Genomic DNA, 25,336 nt, shown 5'->3' with positions numbered 1-25,336 from the left:
GGTCGCGCGGACGCAGAACACCACCCTGTTCATGGTCACCCACGCGGCGTTCGCCGTGCTGCTCGCGCGTCTGAGCGGCCGCAACGACGTCGTCGTCGGCACGCCGTACGCGGGTCGCGGTGAGCTGTCGCTCGAGAGCATCGTCGGCATGTTCGTCAACACGCTGGCCCTGCGGACCCAACTGCGGCCCGACGAGCCGTTCACCGCGATGCTCGAGCGGGTGCGCGGCGAGGATCTCAGCGACATGGCCAACGCCGACATCGCCTTTGATCAGATCGTGTCGGCGGTCGTGGACACGCAGGCCAGCTCGCACAACCCGTTGTTCCAGGTCATGTTCGCGTTCCAGAACATCGAGTTCCCGATGTTGGAACTCGACGGTCTGCGGGTCACCCCGATCGACGAACAGCTGATCCCGGCAAAGGTCGATCTCCAGCTGACCCTGTTCCCGGACAGCCCCTACGCCGACGACGTGACGGACGGCGCGATGCGCGGCGAGTTCGTCTACGCCACCGACCTGTTCACCGAGGACACCGTCTCGCTGCTCGCGCAACGGTATCTTCGAGTTCTGGAGGCGATCGCCGCCGACCCGGGTTGTATCGTGGGTGACATCGTGATTCACACCGCGGACGAACTCGCGGGAGCCGTGCCGTCGCAGCCGGAGTCGTCTGCCACGGCGGTGGCCAGCCTGTCGGATCTGGTGGCAACCGCTGCGGCGGCGGCGCCGAATGCCCAAGCGGTACACCGCGAGGGCGTCTCGACGACGTTCGGAGAGTTGGGTGCGATGATGACGGCGATGATGGCAGTGCTGCCGGACCCGGATGCGGCACTGACGACGGCATTGGTGGCCGGCATACCCGGTCTTGCTGCGGGCGGCCCCGAGCTGCTCGACGACGTGCTCGGGGAACTGCGCGACCGCGCCACCGCGGCCGTCGACGCGCCGACCGGCCGGCCCGCGTCAGGAAGTGTCCATCACACGTGACGACGCTCGATTCGGGTGCCCCAGAAAACCCACGAGCCATCTCACGAGCCTGGGGCCACCGTCCATCCACGCTGCAGCTGATCTCGCTGGCCGCTGCCCAGGCGCCGGACGGCGTCGCCGTGCACGGAGCGGCCGGCCCGGTGACCTTCGCCGCACTCGACACGCAGGCGGCGGCGACGGCCGGTCTGCTGCTGGCCCGCGGGCTCGACGCCGAGGCGGCGATCAGCGCGACCATTGCCGGTCTGCTGCCCACCGCCGGACGCAGCCCCGTCGAAATCGCCTCGGCCACCAGCAGAGCCATCGCCGACATCCGGGCCGCGGCCGCCGCGGTGGCCGGCACCGACGACTGGGAGAGCCTGCCGGGTCTGTTCGCCTCGGCGGCGCACCGGTTCGCCGATCGCCCCGCGGTATCCGACTCGTCGGGTGCCACCCTGACCTACCGCGAACTCGACCAGCGCTCCGACGCGGTGGCCGCGGGCCTGGTCGCTGCGGGTGCCGGAGAAGAGTCGGTGGTGGGGCTGGCCTTCGGCCGATCCGTCGACGTCATCGTCGCCCTGCTCGGTGTGCTCAAGGCGCACGCCGCCTACCTGCCGCTGGACACCTCCAATCCGGTTGAACGGCTGGGGTTCATCATCGATGATGCGCAGCCGGTGCTGGTCCTGGCCGACGAGTCGGGCCGCGCGGCGCTCGCGGGGCTCGACGTCGAGATCGCCTCCCTCGACGCGATCGGGGCCGGCGCGGCGCCGTCGCCCGACCGCTCATCGGTGCGCCCCGCTACCGCGGCCTACATGATCTACACCTCCGGATCGACCGGCCGCCCCAAGGGGGTCGTGGTCGAGCATCGGCGCGTGGTGGCGCTGATGGCGGCGATCGCGCAGTGCTACGACCTCAGTGAACGCGACAGCACGACGATGTTCCACTCCTACCAGTTCGACGTGTCGGTGTTCGAGATCTTCTCGGCACTGCTGTTCGGCGGGCGCCTCGTGGTGGTCGACTACTTGACGACCCGCTCGCCGGCGGACTTCGCCGACCTCCTGGAACGGGAGTCGGTCACCGTGGTGGCCCAGACGCCGTCGGCGTTCAACCAACTCGGTGTGGCGTTGCGAGCCGATGCCACCCGTCATCTGGCGTCCAGCGTTCGCTACATCGTGCTGGCCGGTGAGGCGCTCGAGATGGGGTTGGCGCGGAGGTGGTATGCCGACCGCGCGGGGAACCCCGAGCACGGTCAACCGTTGCTGACCAACATGTACGGGCCGACCGAGGCCACGGTGTACAGCACGTTCCGCGCGCTCACGCCGGAATTCGTCGCGGCGACCACCGGATCGGACATCGGACTCGGGTTGCCGGGCGTGGACACCTACATCCTCGATGCACGCCTGCGGCCGGTGCCCGAAGGTGTGCCCGGTGAGCTGTATCTCGCCGGCGCGCAACTGGCGCGTGGCTACCTGGGCCGGGTGGGGCTCACCGCGTCGACCTTTGTGGCCGATCCCTACGGCGGTCCCGGCGCGGTGATGTACCGGACCGGCGACATGTGTTTGCGGCGTGGCGATCTCGGCGCGGGTGGCGGTATCGAATACCTCGGCCGCGCCGATGCGCAGATCAAGCTCCGCGGATTCCGCATCGAACTCGGTGAGGTGGAGGCGGCGCTGGCGGCGGCGCCCGGGGTGGCCGTGGCCGCGGCCGCCGTCAAGGTGCGCGACGATCAGCCGCCTCGACTCGTCGGATATGTGGTCGGTGTGGCGGGTGCCGAACTCGATGTGGCGCAAGTGCGTTCGGCCGCCGCCGCGCGGGTGCCCGAGTACATGGTGCCCGACGTCGTCATCGAGATCGAGACACTGCCGCTCAACATCAACGGCAAATTGGACCGTGCCGCGCTGCCGACGCCGCTGCCGGCGGTCGAGGCCGAATATGTCGAGCCGCAGGGGCAGCTCGAGACGGACCTGGCCGCGGTGATGGCCGATGTGCTCGGTCTCGACCGGGTCGGCGCCACCACCTCGATTTTCGACATCGGGGGCAATTCCCTGGTGGCCGCCCAGATTTCTGCGAGATGTGCCGAGTCGCTCGATCTCGAGGTGAGTGTGCGCGATGTGTTCGAGGCGCGGACGGTGCGTGAACTTGCTGCCCGGGTCGGTGGCCGCGAGCACGTGCACCGGCCGGAGCTTGTCGCCGCCACCCGGCCGGTACCGATCCCGCTCGCGCATGCCCAGCGCCGGATCTGGTTCATCTCCGAATTGGACCCACAGACAGCGATATACAACATTCCGGTGGTTCTGCGGTTCCGCGGCCCGCTCGACCCGGTCACGCTGTCGGACGCCCTGCATCGGGTCGTCGCCCGACACGAACCGTTGCGCACCCGATTCCCGAGCGCCGACGGTGAGCCGGTGCAGGAGGTCCTGGCGGTTGGCGCCTACCGCGCCGACATCGAACTGACCGATCCCTCCTCCGTCACGCCCGACGACCTGCCCGACGCGATCGCCTCGGTCGCCGGAGTCGGATTCGACCTGGCCGCGGCACCCCCCCTGCGTGCCCGGCTGTTCCGGGTCGCGCCCGACGACCACGTCTTCCTGCTGGTGGTACATCACATCATCGGTGACGGTGCCTCGCTGCGCCCGCTGGCCCGCGACCTCGTCGCGGCCTACTCGGCGGAACTCGACCACTCCGATCCACAGTGGCCCGAGCTGTCCGTGCAGTACGCGGATTACGCACTGTGGCAGCATGATCTGCTCGGCGACACGGAAGACCCGAGATCGATCGCGGCCCAGCAGCTCGCATTCTGGCAGCGCACCCTGCAGGGCGCTCCCGAGTTGCTGGTCCTGCCCGCCGACCGGCCCCGCCCGCCCGTGCCGAGTCAGCGTGCCGCTGCCCACTCCTTCACGGTGCCCGCCGAGTTGGTCGCCGCTCTCCACGATTTCGCGCATCGGCACAACGTCTCGCTGTTCATGACACTGCACGCCGCGTGGGTGGTGCTGCTGCACCGGCTCACCGGGGACACCGACATCGTGGTCGGCACCCCGTACGCGGGTCGTGGGGAACGCGCACTCGACGACCTCGTCGGCATGTTCATCAACACGGTCGCGTTGCGGACCGAGATCGATCCGGCGGCCGGTTTCGTGGACCTCGTGTCGAGGGTGCGCGACGCCGATCTTGCCGCACTCGGAAATGCCGATGTGCCTTTTGATCTCGTGGTCGAACGCGTTGCCCCGGTCAGGAGTACCGCACACTCGCCGATCTTCCAGGTGTTGCTGCTGCTGCATCAGGCGCAGAGTGTGGCGTTCGAACTCGGTGGTGCGCGGGGCGAGTTGATGGAGGTCTACCGGGACCTCACCGACAACGACCTCGCCATCACCTTCGTGGAGGCGGCTGATCCGTCCGCGGGGCCGGTTTCATCGGCCGGCCTGTCGGGAATCATCGAGTACAACACGGATCTGTTCGACGAGGATCGGGTGCGTTCGTTCACCGACATCTTCGTCCGGATCACAGCCGAACTCCTCGCCGACCCCGCGACGGCGGTCGGCGACATCCCGGTTCTCGACGCCGAGGATTTCGACCGTCGGCTCGCCGGTGACTGCGGCGACTCGGTGCGGGTTGCCGACATCACCCTCGCCGATGCTGTCGCACAACAGATCTCGGCGCACCCCGACGACGTCGTGCTGATCCACCGCGACCGGCGGGTCACCGGCGCAGAATTCGGCGCGCGGGTGGCCTCGCTCGCGCGCACCCTCATCGCCGAGGGGGTCGGCCCCGACGTGGCCGTGGTGGTGTGCATCCCGCGATCGATCGAGATGATGATCGCCATCCATGGTGTCGTCGCGGCCGGCGGCCAGTACGTGCCCGTCGATACAGATGCCCCTGCCGAGCGGGTCGAGTACATGTTGACCACCGCCGGCGCCGAGATCGCACTCGTCCATGCGGGCGAGCCGATACCGGAATCGCTGTCGGGCACGTCGGCACGGGTGTTCACCATCGACTCCACCGCCGCGATCGACCCGGATACCGCGCCCATCGCTGCGGCCGAACGGATTTCCGAAGGGCGCGGCGCCCACGCCGCGTACACCATCTTCACCTCCGGGTCTACCGGCCGGCCCAAGGGCGTCACACTGCCCCACGACGCCGTCGTCAACCGGCTGTACTGGGGCCTGGATCAACTGCCGATCACCGCCGACGACCTCGTGGTGCTCAAGACCCCGTACACCTTCGACTGTTCGGTCGCGGAGATCTTCGCGCCGCTGATGAACGGCACCCCGCTACTCATCGCCGATGCCGACGGCCACCTCGACCCGGTCTACATGGCCGAGCTGATGGCCGAATCCGGCGCCACCATGGCCCATTTCGTGCCATCGATGCTGGCGGTGTTCCTCGAACTGGCCGGGCCCGAACGGCTTTCGCGCCTCGATTCCCTCCGAATCCTGTCGACCACCGGTGAAGCATTGCCGCCGTCGGTGGCGGCGCACGCACGGGCCGCGATACCGAGTGCTCGGTTGTTCAACCTGTACGGGCCCACCGAGGCGGCGGTGGAGATCACCTACGCCGAGATCGACTCCGCGGCCGACATCGTGCCGATCGGTGTGCCGGTGTGGAACTCGACCGCCCACGTCCTCGACGCACGATTGCATCCGGTACCCGACGGCGTGGCCGGAGAGCTCTACGTCGGTGGCGTGCAACTGGCGCGTGGCTACGCGTCCCGTGCGGACCTCACCGCGGACCGGTTCGTCGCCGACCCGTTCGGCCGTCCCGGCACCCGTCTGTACCGCACCGGTGACCTCGTCCGGCGCAACTCGGCGGGTGACCTGGAGTACCTGGGCCGCACCGACTTCCAGGTGAAACTGCGCGGACAGCGGATCGAGTTGGGCGAGATCGAGGCCGCCCTGACCACGGCACCTGGCGTGGTACATGCCGCTGCCACCGTCATCACATCGCCGGTCGCCGGGGAACATCTGGTCGGCTATGTCGCCGGTGAGGCGATCGACATCGACGAGGTCAAGGCGGCGATCGCCAAACCACTTCCCGAGTTCATGCGACCGACGGTCTGGGTCGTCCTCGACGACGTCCCGCTCAACTCGGCCGGAAAGCTGGACCGTAAGGCGCTGCCGGAACCCGAGTTCTCCGTGGGGGAGTACGTTGCCCCGCACACCGACACCGAACGTGTCATCGCCGAGGTGATGGCCGCTGTGCTCGGCTTCGACCGGGTGAGCGCCACCGATTCGTTCTTCGACGTCGGCGGCAACTCGCTGTCGGCGACCCGCGTGGTGGCCCGGGTCTCCGAGGCCTGCGAGGTCGACCTCGGTGTGCGAGCGGTGTTCGACGCCCCGTCGGTGCGTGAACTGGCGGCCTTCGTTGATGCCCAGGGCGACCCGGTGTCCGGTGGACGGCCGGTCGCCGCACCGATTGTCGCGGTCGAGCGACCCGACGTGCTACCGCTGTCCGCGGCTCAGCAGCGGATGTGGTTCATCAACCAGTTCGACCCGTCCTCGCCCGCATACAACATCCCGGTGCTCTTCGAGATCGACGGCGCCGTGGATGCCGACCTGATGCGTCGGGCGCTCGACGACGTGGTCGGGCGACACGAGGTCCTGCGTACCACCTATCCGTCCGACGTCGACGGCGCGCCGTATCAGTCGATCGCCGAACACTTTGCGGGGCAGACCGATTGGGAAGTCGTCGACATCGACGCCACCTCGGCGCAGGCAGTCGTGGCGCAGACACTGGATCGCGGCTTCGACGTCGCCCGCGAACTCCCACTCCGGGTGCGTCTGATCCGCACGGGTATCGAAACCTCGGTGCTGGTGATCGTGGTGCATCACGTCGCGGCCGACGGCGAGTCGGGTCCGGTGCTCGCACGTGACCTCATCGCGGCCTACCAGGCCCGTGTCGCCGGGACGACACCGTCGTGGAGTCCGCTGCCGCTGCAGTACGCCGACTACGCGCTCTGGCAGGAGCGCGCCCTCGGATCGGCCGACGACCCCGACTCGGCCCGCAGCCGTCAGCTCGAGTTCTGGCGTCGGGCATTGGCCGGTGTGCCCGAGGTGCTCGACCTGCCCATGGACCGGCCACGCCCCGAGGCCGCCTCGTACCGAAGCGCGAGCATCGACTTCGCCGTCGACGGTCCTACTCGCGACGCACTCGTGCGGTTGGCCGATCGGTCGTCGATGTCGCTGTTCATGGTGGTGCACGCGGCGGTCGCGTCCTTGCTCGCCCGACTGTCGGGTACCACCGACATCGCCGTCGCGACCCCGGTCGCCGGCCGCGGACAGGCCGAACTCGACGACCTCGTCGGAATGTTCGTCAACACCCTGGTCCTGCGAACCGAACTCGCCCCGGCGGACACCGTCGACGCGACCCTCGCCGGTGTTCGGGACACCGACCTCGCGGCCTTCGACCATGCCGGTGTGCCCTTCGAGCAGGTCGTCGAGGCCGTCGATCCCGTGCGGTCGGATTCCTTCGAGCCGCTGGCCCAGACGCTGCTGGTGTTCGTGTCGGCGCCGATGCCGGCGTTCGACGTCGCCGGTCTGCGCGTCACGCCGCGCGATCCGGGCGCCGATTCGGCGAAGTTCGATCTGACCTTCGGGGTCCGCGACGACGGGCCGTCGACAGGGGTGAGCGGCTCGGTGGTGTTCGCGACCGACCTGTTCGACGCCGACACCGCAGCGGGTTTCGCGCGGGGCTTCGAACGCGTGCTGGCCGGACTGGCTGCAGTCGCCGACGCCGACCCGGCCGTCGCGGTGCTCGCCGACATCGACCTGCTGGGCGCAGACGGAACCGAGGAGGCCGTGCGCCGGGCCGTCGGTCCGTCGGTGCCGTTGCCGGACCAGACGCTTCCCGACGCGCTGGCCGGCACGCTGGCCGCCCGACCGGATCAGATCGCGCTCGTCGCCGACGACGCGGACGGCGAGCGGATTCTCACGAACGCCGAATTCGCCGCGCTCGTCGCCTATTACGCGCGGATGCTGATCGGCTACGGCGTCGGACCCGAGGTCGCGGTCGCCGTGTGCATGCCGCGCAGTGCGGCGATGGTCGTCGCGATCCATGCGATCCTCGCCGCCGGTGGCCAGTATGTGCCGGTCGACCCCGCGGCGCCGGCCGACCGCGCCGACTACATCCTCGACACGGCAGCCGCCGCGGTCGTGCTGGTGTCCGGTGAGATCCCCGCGGCAGTGGCCGGGCGCGGCACCCCGCGGGTGAGTGTCGATCTCGACGTCGGCATCCCCGATGCGCTCGGCGCGCCGCTACAACCGGGGGAGCGGACCGGGCAGCTGACTCCGGCCAATGCCGCCTACACCATCTTCACCTCCGGCTCCACGGGTAATCCCAAGGGCGTCACGGTATCTCAGGCCTCGGTGCTCAATCGGCTGCGGTGGGGGCTGGACACCTTCGGGCTGACGTCGTCGGACACGGTGATCCTCAAGACGCCCAACACATTCGACGTGTCGGTGCCCGAGCTGTTCGCACCTGTGCTGGGCGGCGCGCGGATGTTCGTAGCCGCCGACGGCGGTCACACCGATCCCGAATACCTCGTCGATGCGCTGCTTCGCCGCAACGTCACATCGGTGCACTTCGTGCCCTCGATGTTGTCGGTGTTCCTCGACGTCGTCGACGAGACGCGTCTGCGCGCGCTCACCGGAATCCGGTATGTGTTCGCCTCCGGCGAGGCGCTGCCACCCGCGGTGGCCCGACGCACCCGTGCCATCTGGCCCGATGCCGGGCTGCACGACCTCTTCGGACCGACCGAGGCCGCCGTGGAGGTCAGCCACGCGGACCTGGCCATCGTCGGGCGCACGGTGCCGATCGGCCACCCCATCTGGAACACCGCGACCTACGTGCTGGATTCGCGGTTGCGGCCGGTCGGCGACGGAGTGCCCGGCGAACTGTATCTGGGTGGTGTGCAGATCGCCCGCGGCTATGCCGGCCGTCCGGATCTCACCGCCGACCGGTTCGTCGCCGACCCGTTCGGCCGTCCGGGGGAGCGTCTCTACCGGACCGGCGATCTGGTGGCCCGCAATCGCGACGGTGAACTCGAATACCTGGGCCGCACCGATTTTCAGGTGAAGCTGCGCGGCCAGCGGATCGAGTTGGGCGAGATCGAGTCGGTGCTCGCCGCCGTCGACTCGGTGGTGCACGCCGCGGCGACCGTGGCCATCGCGCCTGCGGGCGGCGAGCACCTCGTGGCCTATCTCGCCGGTCCCGCCGTCGACCTGGAATCCGCGAAAGACGCGGTCGCGCAAGCGCTTCCCGAGTACATGCGTCCGACCGTGTGGACGGTGCTCTCGACGGTGCCGTTGAACTCGGCCGGCAAGCTCGACCGACGTTCGCTGCCCGAACCCGACTTCGCGTCGGCGCGCACGGGCACCGAGTTCGTCGCACCGGTGGGTGCGGTCGAAGCCCGGATCGCGGAACTGGTCGCGGCGGTGCTGGGCGTGGAGCAGGTCGGTGCCACCGACTCGTTCTTCTCGCTCGGCGGTGACTCGATCATGTCGATCCAGTTGTCCTCCCTGCTGCGCGGTGCCGGTTTCGCGTTGGCCCCGCGCGATATCTTCGAACGTCGCACCGTGCGCGGCCTGGCCGCCGCGGCCGCCTCGGCCGGTGCCGCGGTGCTCGCCGAACTGCCCGGCGGTGCGATGGGCGACGTGGACATCACGCCAACCATCGCGTGGATGCTCGAGAACTCGGTTGACGCCGCAGCTTTCGCCGACTACTCGCAGGCCATGGTCCTGACGCTGCCGGCCCGGATCAGCGACGCCGACGTGAGGACCGCACTGACCGCGGTGCTGGCCCGACATCCGATCCTCGCCGGGGCGCTCACGCGCGATGGCGGCTCGTGGCGGATGGTCGCCGGTGCACCGAGCGATCCACGTCGCCTCCTCCGGTTCCGCACCGTCGAGTCGGCCATCGGAACCGAGCGTTTCGACGACGAGCTGCGCCGTGCCCACCGCGACGCGCTCGAGGCCCTCGATCCCGCCGCCGGCGTCATGGTCGCCGCCGTCGCCGTCCGCACGGCCGATGGATCGGGTCGTCTGGTCCTCACCGCACACCACGCAGTCGTCGACGCGGTGTCGTGGCGCATCGTAGTGACCGATCTGGCAACGGCCGCAGCACAATTGCGCAGCGGACTGCCGGTCGAACTGTCGGAGTCGAGCACGTCGATGCGACGGTGGGCGCGCGTGCTGACCGACCTGGCGGCCACCCGGATCGCCGAGATTCCGCTGTGGCGCAGTCACCTTCCGGCCTCGCCGGTGTGGGGTGACGCACCGGCGGCGCGGGTGGCGGAGGTGGCGAGCGTCGTGACCGCCGTCGACCCAGCCGTCACCGAGGCGATCCTGCGTGACGTGGCCGCCGCCTACCGCACCGGCGTCGACGACGTCCTGCTCGCCGCTCTGATGGTCGCTGTGGCTCGACGGCACACCGGGACAACGAATCTCGGGGCCCAAGCGATCGCGGTCCTGATCGAGGGCCATGGGCGCGAGGAATCGATCGCCCCGGGCGCCGACCTGTCGCGCAGCGTCGGGTGGTTCACCAGCGTGTCACCGGTGTCCGTGCCGCTCGACGAGCTCGGCGCGGGCGTGTCCGCGGCGGTCAAGGCCGTGAAGGAGGCGCTGGCCGGGCGTCCCGACGACGGGATCGCCTTCGGGGCGCTGCGCTGGAATCTGGCGGACTCGCCGTTGGCGCGGTTGCCGCTGCCGCCGATCGTGTTCAACTATCTCGGGGCGGGTGCGGCGTCGCGCCCCGGACCGCACACCGCTTCGGCAGCCGCGAATGCCGAGGACGTCGCCTACGCGCCGGTCGCCGACGCGCCACGCCTGCCTGGGTCGGTCCGCGGCGCGATGAACGCACCGGCGCTGACCGTGAACATCAACACCATCGGGAACATCAACACCGTCGGCGCCGGGACATCAGCAGCGGGCCGACGATTCGACATCGACCTCGCCGCGGCGCCGGCGGTGCTCGACACCGCGGCGCTGTCCGCCCTGGGCACCGAGATCGGCGATGTACTCGCGGAGGTGGCCGAGCACGTCCAAGCCGTCGGCGATCCGGGCCCGAGCCCGTCGGATATTCCGGGAACCGAGTTGTCGCAGAACGAGATCGACGCGGTGATCGCGCGATACCCGGGTGCGGGGCTGTGGGCTCTCTCGCCCCTGCAGCAGGGGTTGTTCTTCCAGACCGAGCTGATCGGACGACTCGCACCCGGCGCGGCCGCGCCCGACACGGCCACATCCGACGACGAGGTGATCGACCCGTATGTGATGCAGGCGGTGATCGAGCTCTCGGGTGACCTCGATGCGGAACGGATGCATGCCGCCGCCGCGGCGCTGGTGTCCGCGCACGGCGCGTTGCGCTCCGGCTTTCTGCGTACCGACGAGGGACACGGCCTCGCCGTCGTCGTTCCCGAGGCCGAACCAGGCTGGCGTACCGCGGATCTCGCCGATCTCCCGGTCGATCAGGCGCAGCGTCGTGCCGACGGGATCGCCGCGGCGGAGCAGCGCACGAGTTTCGATCTGTCCGCGCCGCCGCTGGTTCGATTCGTACTGGTCACGCTGCCCGGGGCCCGATATCGACTGGTGGTGACCAACCATCACCTCATCGCCGACGGATGGTCGTCACCGCTGCTGCTCGCGGGCCTCTTTGCGGCCTACCACGACAACGGACGACTTCCGGTTCCCGACCGTGACTACGGCGACTATCTGACGTGGGTGGCCGACCGCGACGTCGAGGCCGGCATCGCGGCGTGGCGCACTGTTCTCGCCGATGTCACGGGACCGACGCTGGTCGGGCGCGGTGAGATGCCGACGGCCGGGCAACCCGCGCTTGAGATCAGCCATCTCCTGGGGCCGACGACCGCGGTGGCCCTGGAGCGGTTCGTGCGGGAACACGAACTGACCGTGCCGACCATCATCCAATTCGCCTGGGGTGTGGTGCTTTCCCGCCTCACCGGCAGTGCAACCGTGGTGTTCGGTGAGACGGTGTCGGGACGACCCGCAGAGATAACCGGGGTCGAGCAGATGGTCGGCCTGTTCATCAACACCGTCCCGGTGGCACTCACTCTCGATGACGACGACACCGTCCTCACGGCCGTCGCCGGCCTGGCCGCCGTCAAGACCGCCGTGCTCGATCACCAGCACCTGACGTTGCCCGCCATCGCATCGAGTGTCGGCCAACAGGAACTCTTCGACACGCTGACCGTGTACGAGTCCTATCCGGTCGATGCCGACGCGGTGTCCGGTACGGGAGCGGCCATCGGAGTCGACATCGCCGGAGTGCAGTTCTCGGACGCCACCCACTACCCGTTGACCCTGGTCGCCGCACCGGTTCGTTCGCCCGGTGATCCGTCGGCGGGCGAGGACGTCTCGCTGAATCTGAAGTACCTGCCGGCCGCCTTCGACGCGACGGTGGCCCGATCGATCCTCGAGACCGTCGCAGCCGTGCTGACCGCGGTCGTCGACGGTTCTGCCGGCACGGTCGGCGAACTCCCACCCGGCGGTGGGCGCGACGTCGGTGACCTGACCCCGGTGGGCCGGGAACCCGGGCACGCCCCGGTGCTGCTGCGTGAGATCTTCGCCGACTCGGCAACGAGATTCGGCGACGCGGTCGCTGTCGTCGCCGAAGGGTCGTCGCTGACCTATCGCGCACTCGACGCGGCGTCGAATCGACTGGCGCGGTACCTTCTCGACCGCGGAGTGGGGCCAGAGGTCCTTGTCGCCCTGGCATTGCCGCGGTCGATCGATCTCCTGACCGCGATCTGGGCGGTCGCCAAGACCGGCGCCGGTTACGTACCCATCGATCCGGAGTACCCCGCACAACGCGTCGCGCATATGATCGAGGACTCCGGGGCGAGCATCGGACTGACCCGGAGGTCGGCGGGCGAACTCCCCGATCGCGGATGGCAGTGGCTGCGTGTCGATTCGCCAGAGTTCCTCGACGAGGTCCGCGGCCACTCCGATACGGCCTTGTCCGCAACCGAACTGCCGACCACCCTGGTCGAGAACACCGCCTACATCATCTACACCTCCGGATCCACCGGGCGGCCCAAGGGTGTGGTTGTGTCCCACCGTGGCCTGCGCAACTTCGGGATCGAGGAAATGCGCCGTGCCGACCTGCAGGCCGGCTCCGGTGCGCACGTGCTGGGATTCGCGTCGCCGAGTTTCGATGCCTCCGTGCTCGAGTACCTGCTGGCCACCCTGTCCGGTGGACGACTCGTGTATCGGTCGTCGACGGCCGTCGGCGGAACCGAACTCGCCGAGTTGATCACGCGCGAGGCCATCACACACGGCTTCCTCACGCCCTCTGTGCTCGCGTCGCTGGAACCGGGCGCGTGGCCCTCGCTGAAGACCCTCTACGTCGGCGGTGAGGCGGTACCGGAGGTACTTCGCGATCAGTGGGTGGCCGCCGGACATCGCCTGCAGAACCTGTACGGCCCCACCGAGACCACCATCGGCATCACCATCAGCGGCCCGATGGTCCTCGGCGAGAAGATGACGACCGGCGGTCCGATCGACGGTGTCGACCTGCTCGTCCTCGACGACCGGCTGCGCCCGGTACCGTGGGGCTTCCGCGGCGAACTCTACGTCGCCGGACGCGGACTGTCGCGCGGCTACCTCGACCGGCCCGGTCTGACCGCCGATCGTTTCGTCGCGAATCCTTTTGGTGCACCCGGTGATCGGATGTACCGGACCGGCGACGTCGTGCGCTGGGTGCCGGCCGGTGACGGCCGTCCGGTGGTCTCCTACGCCGGCCGCAACGACGACCAGATCAAGATGCGTGGTCTGCGCATCGAGCTCGGCGAGATCGAAGCGGCGCTGGCCGACGACGTCGGTGTGGCAGCCGCAGTCGTGGTCGGACTCGACGCGGACGGCGAACTCGTGCCCACCGGTGTCGGGGTGGTCAGCGCATTGGCCGCATACGTGGTCCCGGTGGGCTACGGGCACACGACGGACGATTTCGACGCCGCCGCCATGGCGGAACGACTCGCAACACGACTGCCGGGACACATGGTTCCCGCGAGCATCACCGCCATTGCCGAACTTCCGCTGACTCCGGTCGGCAAGCTCGATCGCGCTGCTCTGCCCGCACCGGCACCCATGCATACGGACGCCTACGTCGCTCCGTCCTCCGCCGCGGAGGAAACAGCCGCGGCGGTGTTCGCCGAGGTCCTCGGTGTCGACCGGGTCGGCGTCACCGAGTCCTTCTTCCTACTCGGCGGCACCTCGCTGTCGGCGACGCGGGCGGTGGCCCGGTTGTCGTCGGCGCTGGACACCGAGGTCAGCGTCCGCGACCTGTTCGACGCGCCGACAGTGCGGTCGCTGGTTGCGCGGATCGGTGAATCCGACTCTGCCGCAGTGCCTCCGGTGGTGCCGGTACGGCCACGGCCGACCCCGATACCGCTGACCTTCGCCCAGCAGCGCATGTGGTTCATCAACCGCTTCGATCCCGATTCGCCCGCCTACAACCTGCCGCTCGCGTTGCGCCTGGTCGGGCCCGTCGATTCCGACGCACTGCGCGCCGCCGTGGGCGACGTGATGGCTCGGCACGAGGTGCTGCGCACCGTCTTCCCCGAGGTGAACGGTGTGCCGCAGCAGCAGGTCACCGCGGTAGAGGCGGCGCGCGCCGCACTGAACTGGGCCGTCGTCGACAGCGCGGAAGCTCTTTACGCTGCCGCCACCGCGGGCTTCGACGTCACCGCGGACCTGCCCATCCGGGTCCGGTTGTGGTCCCCGGACGCCGATTCGACGGTGGTGCTGGTGGCCCTGCACCACATTGCCGCAGACGGAGAGTCGTTGCGTCCCTTGGTCGGTGACCTGATCGCGGCCTACCGCGCCCGGGTCGCCGGTGGGCAACCAGACTTTCCCGACCTGCCCGTTCAGGTCGCGGACTACGCACTGTGGCAGCAACAGCACCTGGGCTCGATCGACGCGGTGAACTCGACGGTCGCCGGTCAATTGGATTACTGGCGTGGACAACTCGCCGGCCTGCCCGACATCGTCGAGGTGCCGACCGACCGCCCACGCCCTCCGGTCGCGTCCGGCGCCGGGGCCGACCTCGGATTCACGATCCCCGCCGACATCACCACCGCCGTCGCGGAATTGGCGCGGGCGCGCGCCATGACACCGTTCATGATCGCTCACGCCGCGCTGGCCGCCGCACTGGCCACCGTGTCGGGGGAGAGCGACATCGCTATCGGCACACCCATCGCCGGGCGTGGACGGGCCGAGATCGACGATCTGATCGGCATGTTCGTCAACACCCTGGTGCTGCGTACCGACGTTGCGGGCGACGAACGGTTCGCGACCCTGCTCGACACGGTGCGCACCACCGATCTCGACGCCTTCGCTCACGCCGATGTACCCTTCGAATCGGTTGTGGAGGCGCTGAATCCGCCCCGGACCGAGGCCGCCGCACCGCTCACCCAGATCCTGCTGTCCTTCGGTGAGGTGTCGGACACCGCGGCCGTCGCCGCACTCGACGACGCCGGCGTGGTGGTGGAATCCTACGATGTGGGCGTCTCGGTGTCCCGCGTCGATCTTGCGGTCACCCTCGATGCCGCCGACCTCTCCACGGATGTGCGGGGCCGGATCACCTACGCGACCGATCTGTACGAACCGGAGACCATCGGCCGATTCGCCGACCTCTACGTCCGGATGCTCGGCGCGCTGGTCCGTCACCCGGACATGGCGATCGGCTCCGTCGAGGTCCTCGACCCGGTCGCGCGCGCCGAACTCGTACCGGCCACCACCGGCCCGGGAGCGGGGGCGGGCACGATCGCCGGCTCGATGAGCACGGTCGCCGGCATTCGGGGCGATGCCATCGCGATCGAATCGGGCGAGCGTCGCATCACCTATCGCGAACTCGACCAACGAGCATCGCAGTTGGCACGGTTCCTGATGTCGCAGGGCGCCGGACCGGACACCTTGGTGGCGATCGGCATGCCGCGCAGCATCGAGGAGGTCACCGCGATGATCGCGGTGATCAAGTCCGGGGCCGGATACGTCCCGGTCGATCCCGCCTATCCGCAGGACCGCATCGTGCACATCGTGACCGATTCGCGGGCGCTGATCGGTCTCACCACCTCCGCCGCCCCCGACCTACCCGCGGCGGGTGCGATGAGGTGGCTGACGATCGACGACCCGGACACCGAGAACCTCTGGCAGGCATTCGCTTCCGGCCCCATCCAGAACGCCGAACGGGTGCGGCCCATCCTGGGCAAGGACATCGCCTACGTCATCTACACCTCGGGCACCACGGGCCTCCCCAAGGGCGTCGCCGTGACCCATCGCGGTGTGCGCAACTACGGCGTGGCGGCCTTCGCGCGGGCCGGCGCCGACGAGCACAGTCGCGTATTGCACTTCGCCTCACCGAGTTTCGACGCGTCTGTGCTGGAACTGCTGCTCGGCCTCCTCGGCGGCGGCACCGTGGTGATCCGCCCGGAGGAGATGATCGGCGGGCCGGAGCTGCGGGAGTTCCTGCTGCGCTCACGACTCACGCACGTCTTCCTGACCCCGAGTGTCCTGGCCACCATGGACCCGGTGCCCGCCGGGACATGGCGCGCGTTGCTGACCGGCGGCGAGGCGCTCTCGGCGTCGCTGCGCGACGAATGGGCCTCGCGCGTACCGATGTTCAACGGATACGGGCCGACCGAGGCGTCGGTGGCGGTGACGATCAGCGAACCCCTGAAGGTCGGAGAACCGGTGCGGCTCGGCACGCCGCTGCCGGGAGTCCAACTGCTGGTGCTCAACGCGCGGCTCAACCCGGTGGCCGTCGGTGCCGTCGGTGAACTATATGCGGCGGGCCCGGCGCTGGCCCGCGGATACGTGCGTCGGATGGCGCTGACCTCCGAACGGTTCGTCGCCAACCCGTTCGGTTCGCCGGGCGAGCGAATGTACCGCACCGGGGACCTGGTGCGCTGGCGGTCCACCGAGTCCGACGGATACGTCCTCGAATACGCCGGGCGTGCCGACGACCAGGTGAAGCTTCGTGGTCTGCGTATCGAGCTGGGGGAGATCGAATCGGCGCTCGGCGGCATCGACGGGGTCGATGCCGCGGTGGTCGTCGGCGTCGGCGGTTCGGTCGCGACGTCGCTGGCCGCCTACTACTCGGGTGCAAGCGAGATCGACACCGCGGATCTGCGGGCCGCGCTGCGCCGCACGATGCCCGACTACATGGTGCCGGCGAGCTTCACCCATCTGCAGCGACTGCCGCTGCTGCCGTCGGGGAAGGTGAACAAGCGGGCGTTGCCCGCACCGGTCCTCGTCGCCGACGGTCCGCGCGCCGAACCCGTGGGTGAGATGGAAGCCGTTGTCGCCGAGGTCTTCTCGAACGAGCTGTCGGTACCTGCGGTGGATGTCACCACATCGTACTTCGAACTGGGTGGCAGTTCGTTGTCGGCGACCAAGGTCGCCGCACAGTTGCGCGACCGCCTCCGACGACAGCTGTCGGTCCGCGACATCTTCGACGCGCCGTCGGTCCGCGAACTCGCCGCGCTGCTCGACGACGCTGCCGCGGTGTCGAGTTCGCCGCTGACCGCTCGGCCGCGGCCGGCTCGGATCCCGCTGTCGGCGACCCAGCGTCGCATGTGGTTCCTGAACCAGTTCGACGTGTCGTCGAGTGCCTACAACATCCCGCTGCCGGTGCGGCTTCGTGGTGAGGTCGACCTCGACATCCTGCGCATGGCAGTGGGCGATGTCGTCGCCCGTCACGAGGTGCTGCGCACCCGCTACCCGTCCGACGACTCCGGTCCCTACCAGGACATCCTCGACGCCGACGATGCGCGGGCACAGCTCGATTGGGTCCAGGTTGGCTCACGTCAGGCCCTTCTCGACGCGGCGACCGGCGGGTTCGACGTGGCATCCGAGCTCCCGCTACGGGTCCGGGTACACGCGGCCGACGATGTGCAGGCAGGCGTGGACGATCACCTCGACGTGCTCATCGTGCTGCACCACATCGCCTTCGACGGCCAATCGACCGGGGTTTTCCTACGCGATCTCCTCACCGCCTACGCAGCTCGTGTCGCCGACCCCGACCGCAGCGGGCCGGTGCTGCCGGAATTGGACGTGCAGTACGCGGATTACGCGTTGTGGCAGCTGACCGAGCTGGGCGACGTCACCGACCCGCACAGCGAACTCGGGCGGCAACTCGCCTACTGGACAGACCATCTCGCCGGGCTTCCGGCCGTGACCGATCTGCCGATGGACCGACCGCGTCCTGCCGTCCTCGATCCGGCGGCGGGCCGTTTGCGGATCACGGTGGACCCCGAACTCGTCACCGGCCTGCGGGAGGTGGTGACACGTGAAGGTGCGACCGCCTTCATGGGATGGCATGCGGCACTGGCGGTGACCGTCGCCCGACTCGCGGCGACCACCGATGTGGTGATCGGTGCTCCCATCGCCGGCCGCGACGACGTCGCCCTCGCCGATCTCGTCGGGATGTTCGTCAACACCCTGATCCTGCGGACCGAGATCGACCCGAATATGCCCGTCGCCGAGCTGCTCGCCGGGATACGCTCGATCGACGTCGATGCGTTCGCCCACGCCGACGTCCACTTCGAGCAGCTCGTGGAAAGGCTTGCGCCGCAGCGATCGACCGCACACGCACCGCTGTTCCAGATCGCGCTGACACATACCGTCGGCGACCTCGACACGGGCGGCCCCATCGACCTCGCGGCCGCCGGTGTGGTGGTGGAGCCGGTGGACCTCGATGTCGCGGAGGAGAAGGTCGACCTCACCGTCAGCGTGCACGAGGGTGAGACGGTCGACGTCGAATTCTCCTACGCGACGGCACTGTTCGACGAGCCGACGATCCGGCGCCTCGCCGACGTGTGGTTGCGGGTGATCGTCGCGATGGTCACCGACCCGGCGATCGCGGTGGGCGACATCGACATCGTCGGCTCCGCCGGTCCGGCAACGGTGCGCCCGAGCGATGAGCGCCGCGTCACCGCCCGCGGCGGTACGTCGGAAGCCGGCACCCTGGTCTCGATCCTGGCCGAACGCGACCTCGACCCCACCCATCCGGCGCTCATCTGCGCCGGCGACACCATCGACTACGCGGAGTTCGAAGCCCGCACCAATCGGGTTGCCCGCGCACTGATCGCGCGCGGCGTCTCGCCCGACGACGTGGTCGCGGTCGGGCTCGAACGCTCCATCGTCTCGGTGGTTGCGGTGTGGGGCGTCATCAAGTCCGGCGCCGCCTACCTCCCGATCGACCCGGCCTACCCCGACGACCGCATCGCCTACATGCTTTCCGATTCCGGTGCGCGAGTCGGGATCACCGATGCCGGTACGCGAGAACGGCTGGGCGACTCGGGTTGTGAGTGGCTCGCCCTCGACGATCTGCTCGATGCCGAGCACGACGGCGCGCAACTGCGAGCGGAGGAGCGTCGTGGGTCGGTCCGACTCGCCAACCTCGCCTACCTGATCTACACGTCGGGCTCAACCGGCCGGCCCAAGGCGGTGGGTGTGGCCAACGCGGGCATCGCCGATCTCGTGGCTGCTCACCGCGCGGTCACCGGCGCGCGCGACGACGATCCGGACACCCGCATCCTGCACGTCGCGTCACCGAGTTTCGACGCCGCGTTCTTCGAGATGATCTGGGCCATCGCGGCCGGGCACACCCTGGTCATCGCACCGCAATCCGATTATGCGGGCGACGCTCTGGCGGAGATCCTCGAACGCGACGAGGTGACCGACCTCGTCATCACACCGTCGGTGCTGGCCACTGTCGATCCCGACCGCGCGCCTGCGGTGCGGACGCTGGCCACCGCCGGTGAGGCCTGCCCGCCCGAACTGGTGTCCCGATGGGTTGCCCGCGGTCGCCGGCTCTTCAACTTCTACGGGCCGTCGGAGACCACGGTCTGGGCGACGCGGGCGCGGATGCTGCCCGACAAGCCGATCTCCATCGGACGGCCGATCGGCGGCTTTGCCGCGTACGTGCTCGACGCCCGCTTGCACGAGGTGCCCCAAGGTGTGGTCGGCGAACTCTATCTCGCCGCGGACGGCCTGGCCCGTGGCTACCTCGGCAGGCCCGGGCTGACCGCGACGAGCTTCGTGGCCAATCCGTTCGGGGCCGGCGGGTCACGGCTGTATGCGACGGGTGACCTCGTCCGCCGCACCGCGGCCGGCGATCTGGAGTTCGCCGGCCGGTCCGACCATCAGGTCAAGATCAACGGTCAGCGTGTGGAACTCGGCGAGATCGAGGCCGTCCTCGCCGAGCAGCCCGGCGTCACCCAAGCGGTGGTGCTCGGTGACGAGGGTGCGGGTGGACGTACCCGCCTGATCGCTTATCTCGTTGTCCCTCACGGTGATGTGGATACCGGCGAGGTGAGTGCCGCCGCCTCGACACGGCTCGCCGCGCACATGGTGCCCGCAGCGCTGATCACGATCGCCGAACTGCCGCTGACACCGTCGGGCAAGCTCGACCGCGACGCACTGCCCGCACCGGATGGCGAGGTGGAGGCAGAGTTCGTCGCGCCCGACACCGAAACCGAACGCCAACTCGCCGAGATCGTCGCCGGACTCCTCGGCGCTGAACAGGTCAGCGTCACCGAGTCGTTCTTCGCGCTCGGCGGCGACTCGATCATGTCGATCCAGCTGTCGTCGGCGGCCAAGACGATCGGTCTGACCCTCTCGCCGAAGGACATCTTCGCCTACCGAACCGTCCGAGCGATGGCGCAGGCGGCGGCATCCGGCGACTCGACGCCACTGCTCGCCGAACCGGAGGGCGGAGCGAGCGGTGCAGTGCCGCTGCCGCCGATCGTCGGCTGGATGCTGGAGAAGTCCTCGACACCAGACGATTACGCCGACTTCTCGCAGTCGATCGTGCTGGCCGCGCCCAGCGGCGTGAACGCCGAGAGCCTCGGTGCCGTGCTCACCGCGGTCGCGGACCGGCATCCCGCGCTCCGCGCGACGCTGTCCCCCGGAGATCCGGCCACCTACACCACCGGTGCCGTGCCGGCCGCCGCCGCGGTCCGGGTGTCGGTGGCACCGACCCCCAGCGCTCCCGGCACGCCCGAGTTCGACGACGCGATCCGGGCAGCGCATGCAGAAGCTTTGGCGTGGCTGAATCCCGCTGCCGGGCAGCTGATCTCCGCTGCCCTCGTCGAAGGGCAGGAGTCCGCGGGTACCGCCGCCGGACGCATCGTCCTGGCCGTTCACCACCTCGGCGTCGACGTGGTGTCCTGGCCCATCCTCATCGAAGACCTCGCCACCGCATGGGCCCAGCACACGGCGGGCCGGCCGATCGAACTGCGTGCCGAGACCACTTCCGTCCGTGCGTGGTACACGGACCTGTCGGCGCAGGCGGCGTCGCGCGCCCGCGCCGAGGCCGAGTACTGGCGCGAGCGGCTGCCGGTGGCACCGGATTTCGGGGCACTCGATCCGATCCGAGACCGATTGCGCGAGAACGGTTCCACGTCGGTGGTGGTGCCGACAGAGCTGACCGACGCGATCCTCGGACCGGTGGCCGCGGCCTTCGGTACCGGCGTCACCGAGGTCATGCTCGCCGCGCTGGCACGCGCGGTGCGGGGTGGTTCGGACAACACTGCGCGCCTCGCCGTGCTGCTCGAGGGTCACGGGCGCGACGACGACATCGTGAGTGACCGCGCCGACCTCACCCGCACCATCGGATGGTTCACCACCATCGCGCCGGTCGTCCTCGACCCGGCGGCCGACATGGTCCACGCGGTCAAGGCGGCCAAGGAAGAACTCCGCGCACAACCCGACGGCGGGGCCGGATTCGGCATCCTGCGCTACTCGGCCGAATCCCCAGACCGTGACCTCGCCAACCGGCCGCTGCCGTCGATCGGTTTCAACTTCCTCGGTGCCGGGCGAACCGGATCCCCGGGCGAGACACCGCCTTCCGACGCACTGCTACCCGTCGCCGACGGCCCGACGCTGCCCGCCACCATATCCGGCGCGATGACCGCCGCCAATGTTCTTGCCGTCAACGTCAGTACCGTTCCGGTCGACGGCGGCCGGGAGCTGCGGGCGGACTTCGCCAACGCTCGCGCCCTGCTCGACGATGACGCCACCGCCGGCATCGCGCAGCGGTGGCTCGCCGAACTCGCCGCGGTGGCCGCGCAGGTCGCTGCCGACGGCGACGTGGGGCTCAGCCCGTCGGATGTGCCGGGTTCGACGGTGACGCAGGCCGACCTCGACGACCTCGCCGGCACCCACCCGGGCGCCGACATCTGGGCGCTGTCACCGCTGCAGCAGGGCTTCTACTTCCAGCACGAGATCGCCGAATCCGACGTCGATGTGTACACGACGCAGACCGTCCTGCGATTCGAGTCGACCGTCGACGCCGGACGACTGCGCACCGCGGTCGGCGAACTCTTCGGCGCGCGTCGCGTGCTGCGCACCGGCTACGTCCGCACCGACAGCGGTGCGGTGGTCGCGGTGGTACCGCCGAGCGTGGCCGTGCCCTGGCGGGTCGCCGAGGATGTCGCCGCGGATGCCGACGTCGACGCCATCGCTGCCGCCGAGCGGGCGCAACCATTCGATCTCGGTGCGCCGCCGCTGGTCCGGTTCGTCCTGGTACGCACACCCGATTCCGACAGTCTGGTGGTCACCAACCACCACATCCTCTACGACGGCTGGTCGGGCCCGATCGTGCTCGCCGAACTGCTGGCGCGGTACACCGGTACGCCGGTGGCGGATTCGGCCACCGACTACGCGGCGTATCTCGCGCGCATCGCCGAGGTCGATCGCGACGAGAGCCTCGCTGCGTGGCGGTCGGTGCTCGCGCAGCTCGACGGACCGACCCTCGTGGGCACCGGAACCGGTGTGGCACAACCGGATGCGATGCCGACACAGCTGGCCACCCGGTTGGGTCCGGAGCTGACCGGCCGCATGGGCACGTTCGCGCGCACGCAGCAGGTCACCGTCAGCACCATTCTGCAGGCCGCGTGGGCGGTGTTCCTGTCGCGACTGACCGGCAACCGGGTGGTGTGCTTCGGCGAGACGGTGGCGGGCCGTCCCGCTGATCTCGACGGCGTGGAATCCATGGTGGGTCTGTTCATCAACACCCTGCCGGTCGCGGTAGACGTCGACCCGGTGGCCACGGTGGGTGAGGTGCTGGCCACGATGCAGGCCGACAAGGTCACGGTGCTCGACCACCAGCACGTCAGTCTCGCCGAGATCGGACAGATCCTCGGCCACGGGACGCTGTTCGACACTCTGACCCTTCACGAGTCGTACCCGATCGATGCCGAGGGCCTGGCCGGTGCGGATGCCGGTGGCGACGCACTGCGCATTTGTGACGTCGGCATGTACGACGCCACGCACTACCCGCTGAATCTCTACACCGCGCCGACCGGCGACGACATCACGGTCACGCTGAAGTATCTGCCGTCGGAATTCGGTGCGGCACAGATCGATGAGTTCGCGGCCACCTACGAACGCATCGTCGGTGAACTCATCGCCGATCCCGACCGGGCACTGGGCGACATCGACATCCTCACCCCGGCCGCGCGTGACGCGGTACTCACCGTCGCACGCGGTGCGGATCGGACCGACTCGGCCTGGGTCGCCGAGAATCTTGCGGATGCGGTTGCGGCGCAAGTTCTCCGAACCCCGGACGCCATCGCACTACGTTTCGGCGACCGCCAGGTCACCTACCGCGAGTTCGGCGATCGTGTTGCCGCACTTGCTCATACCCTGATTGCCGAGGGCGTGGGTCCGGACGTTCCCGTCGCGCTCTGCCTGCCCCGGTCGGTGGAGATGCTCGTCGCCATCCACGCGGTCGTCGCCGCGGGTGGCCAGTACGTCCCGGTCGACACCGAGACCCCGGCGGACCGGACGCAGTACATGTTCGACACCGCGGGCGTCGAACTGGCCCTGGTGATGGCCGACGAACCGGCGCTGCGGTCCACGTCCGCGCGGACACTGACGATCGACGCGAGTGCCCCGCTCGAGGTGACGGCCACGAGTGTGACCGACGCGCAACGACACTCGCCGCTAGACCTGTCGAATGCGGCCTACACCCTGTTCACCTCGGGATCCACCGGACGCCCCAAGGGTGTGACGCTGCCGCACGATGCCGTGGTGAACCGCCTGCGCTGGGGTCTGTCCGAACTGCGCTGGGGCCACGCAGATGTGGTGATCCAGAAGACCCCGTACACCTTCGACTGTTCGGTCACCGAGTTGTTCGCGCCGCTGATGGTGGGCGCCACCCTGGTGATCGCTCGGCCCGGCGGGCATGCCGATCCGATCTATCTGGCCGAGCTGGTCGCCGAGACCCGGGCCACCTCGGTGCATTTCGTGCCGTCGATGCTGGCGGTGTTCAACGACGTCGTCGGTGGTGTGCCGGGGCTCGTCGACGGGCTGGACACACTGCGGTATGTGTCGACCACCGGTGAGGCACTGCCGCCGGCTGTTGCGGCCCGTACGCACGAGTTGATCCCGGGAGCGGAGTTCTACAACCTGTACGGTCCCACCGAGGCGGCTGTCGAGATCACCTACGCCAAGCTGGCCGGTGACGAGTCCGTGGTCCCGATCGGTGTGCCGGTGTGGAATTCGACCGCCTACGTGCTCGACGAGCGATTGCGCCTCGTCGGCCCGGGTATGCCCGGCGAGCTGTATGTCGGCGGTGTGCAGTTGGCGCGAGGCTATGCGGCGCGCCCCGATCTGAGTGCCGAGCGATTTGTCGCCAACCCGTTCGGTGAACCGGGCGGACGGCTCTACCGCACCGGCGATCTCGTCCGGTGGTTGCCGGGACCCGATCCGACGCTGGAGTATCTGGGCCGCACCGACTTCCAGGTGAAGCTGCGCGGTCAGCGGATCGAACTCGGGGAGATCGAATCGGCGATCGCCGCCAGTCCCGGAGTCGTGCATGCGGCGGCGACCGTGGTGGCCGGCCCCGGTGGGACGGAGCATCTCGTCGGCTACTTCGCGCCGTCCGGTGTGGCGACGGATGTCGTGAAACAGACGGTGGCCCAGGCGCTCCCTGAGTACATGCGGCCGTCGCTGTGGGTGCCGCTGGCCGACGTGACACTCAACACCGCGGGCAAGCTCGATCGAAAGGCATTGCCCGATCCGGAGTTCGGCGCGCAGGACGAGTACCGTGCGCCCGCGCCCGGTGCCGAGACCGCGGTCGCCGAGCTTTTCGCGGAACTGCTCGGGGTGACCCGCGTCGGGGCCGACGACGACTTCTTTGCCCTCGGTGGCAACTCGCTGTCGGCGACCCAACTGTCCGGGCGATTGAGCGCCCTCACCGGCAGTCGGGTGGGGGTCCGAACCCTGTTCGAGGCACCGTCACCCGCCGCACTGGCCGCGGTTCTGCCCGTCCTCACAGCTCCGCACGACGCTGCGAGAGAGGTGATGTCCGATTCCGTGCAACCTCGCCCCGACGTTCTTCCACTGTCGCTTGCGCAGCAGCGGATGT

General features: G+C 69.3%; 2 protein-coding genes (both running past the window's edge). Both read left to right on the top strand.

The features are described from left to right. A protein-coding gene (locus ACWDTF_RS00115; RefSeq protein WP_449753831.1) for an amino acid adenylation domain-containing protein crosses the window boundary here: on the top strand, positions 1–979 show its final stretch. 7,190 nt of this gene lie to the left of the window's left edge; 979 of the gene's 8,169 nt are visible here — the last part of the coding sequence; the start codon falls outside the window, past its left edge; its stop codon occupies positions 977–979. Continuing rightward, positions 976–25,336 carry the 5' portion of a non-ribosomal peptide synthase/polyketide synthase gene (locus ACWDTF_RS00110; RefSeq protein WP_449753830.1) on the top strand. 13,610 nt of this gene lie beyond the right edge of the window, so only the first 24,361 of its 37,971 coding nucleotides appear in the window; the start codon lies at positions 976–978; the stop codon falls past the right edge of the window. Before ACWDTF_RS00115 ends, ACWDTF_RS00110 begins: the two co-directional genes overlap by 4 nt.

It is taken from the genome of Gordonia sp. NPDC003422, from assembly GCF_053588675.1.
This window is presented reverse-complemented; position numbering and strand designations above follow the sequence as displayed.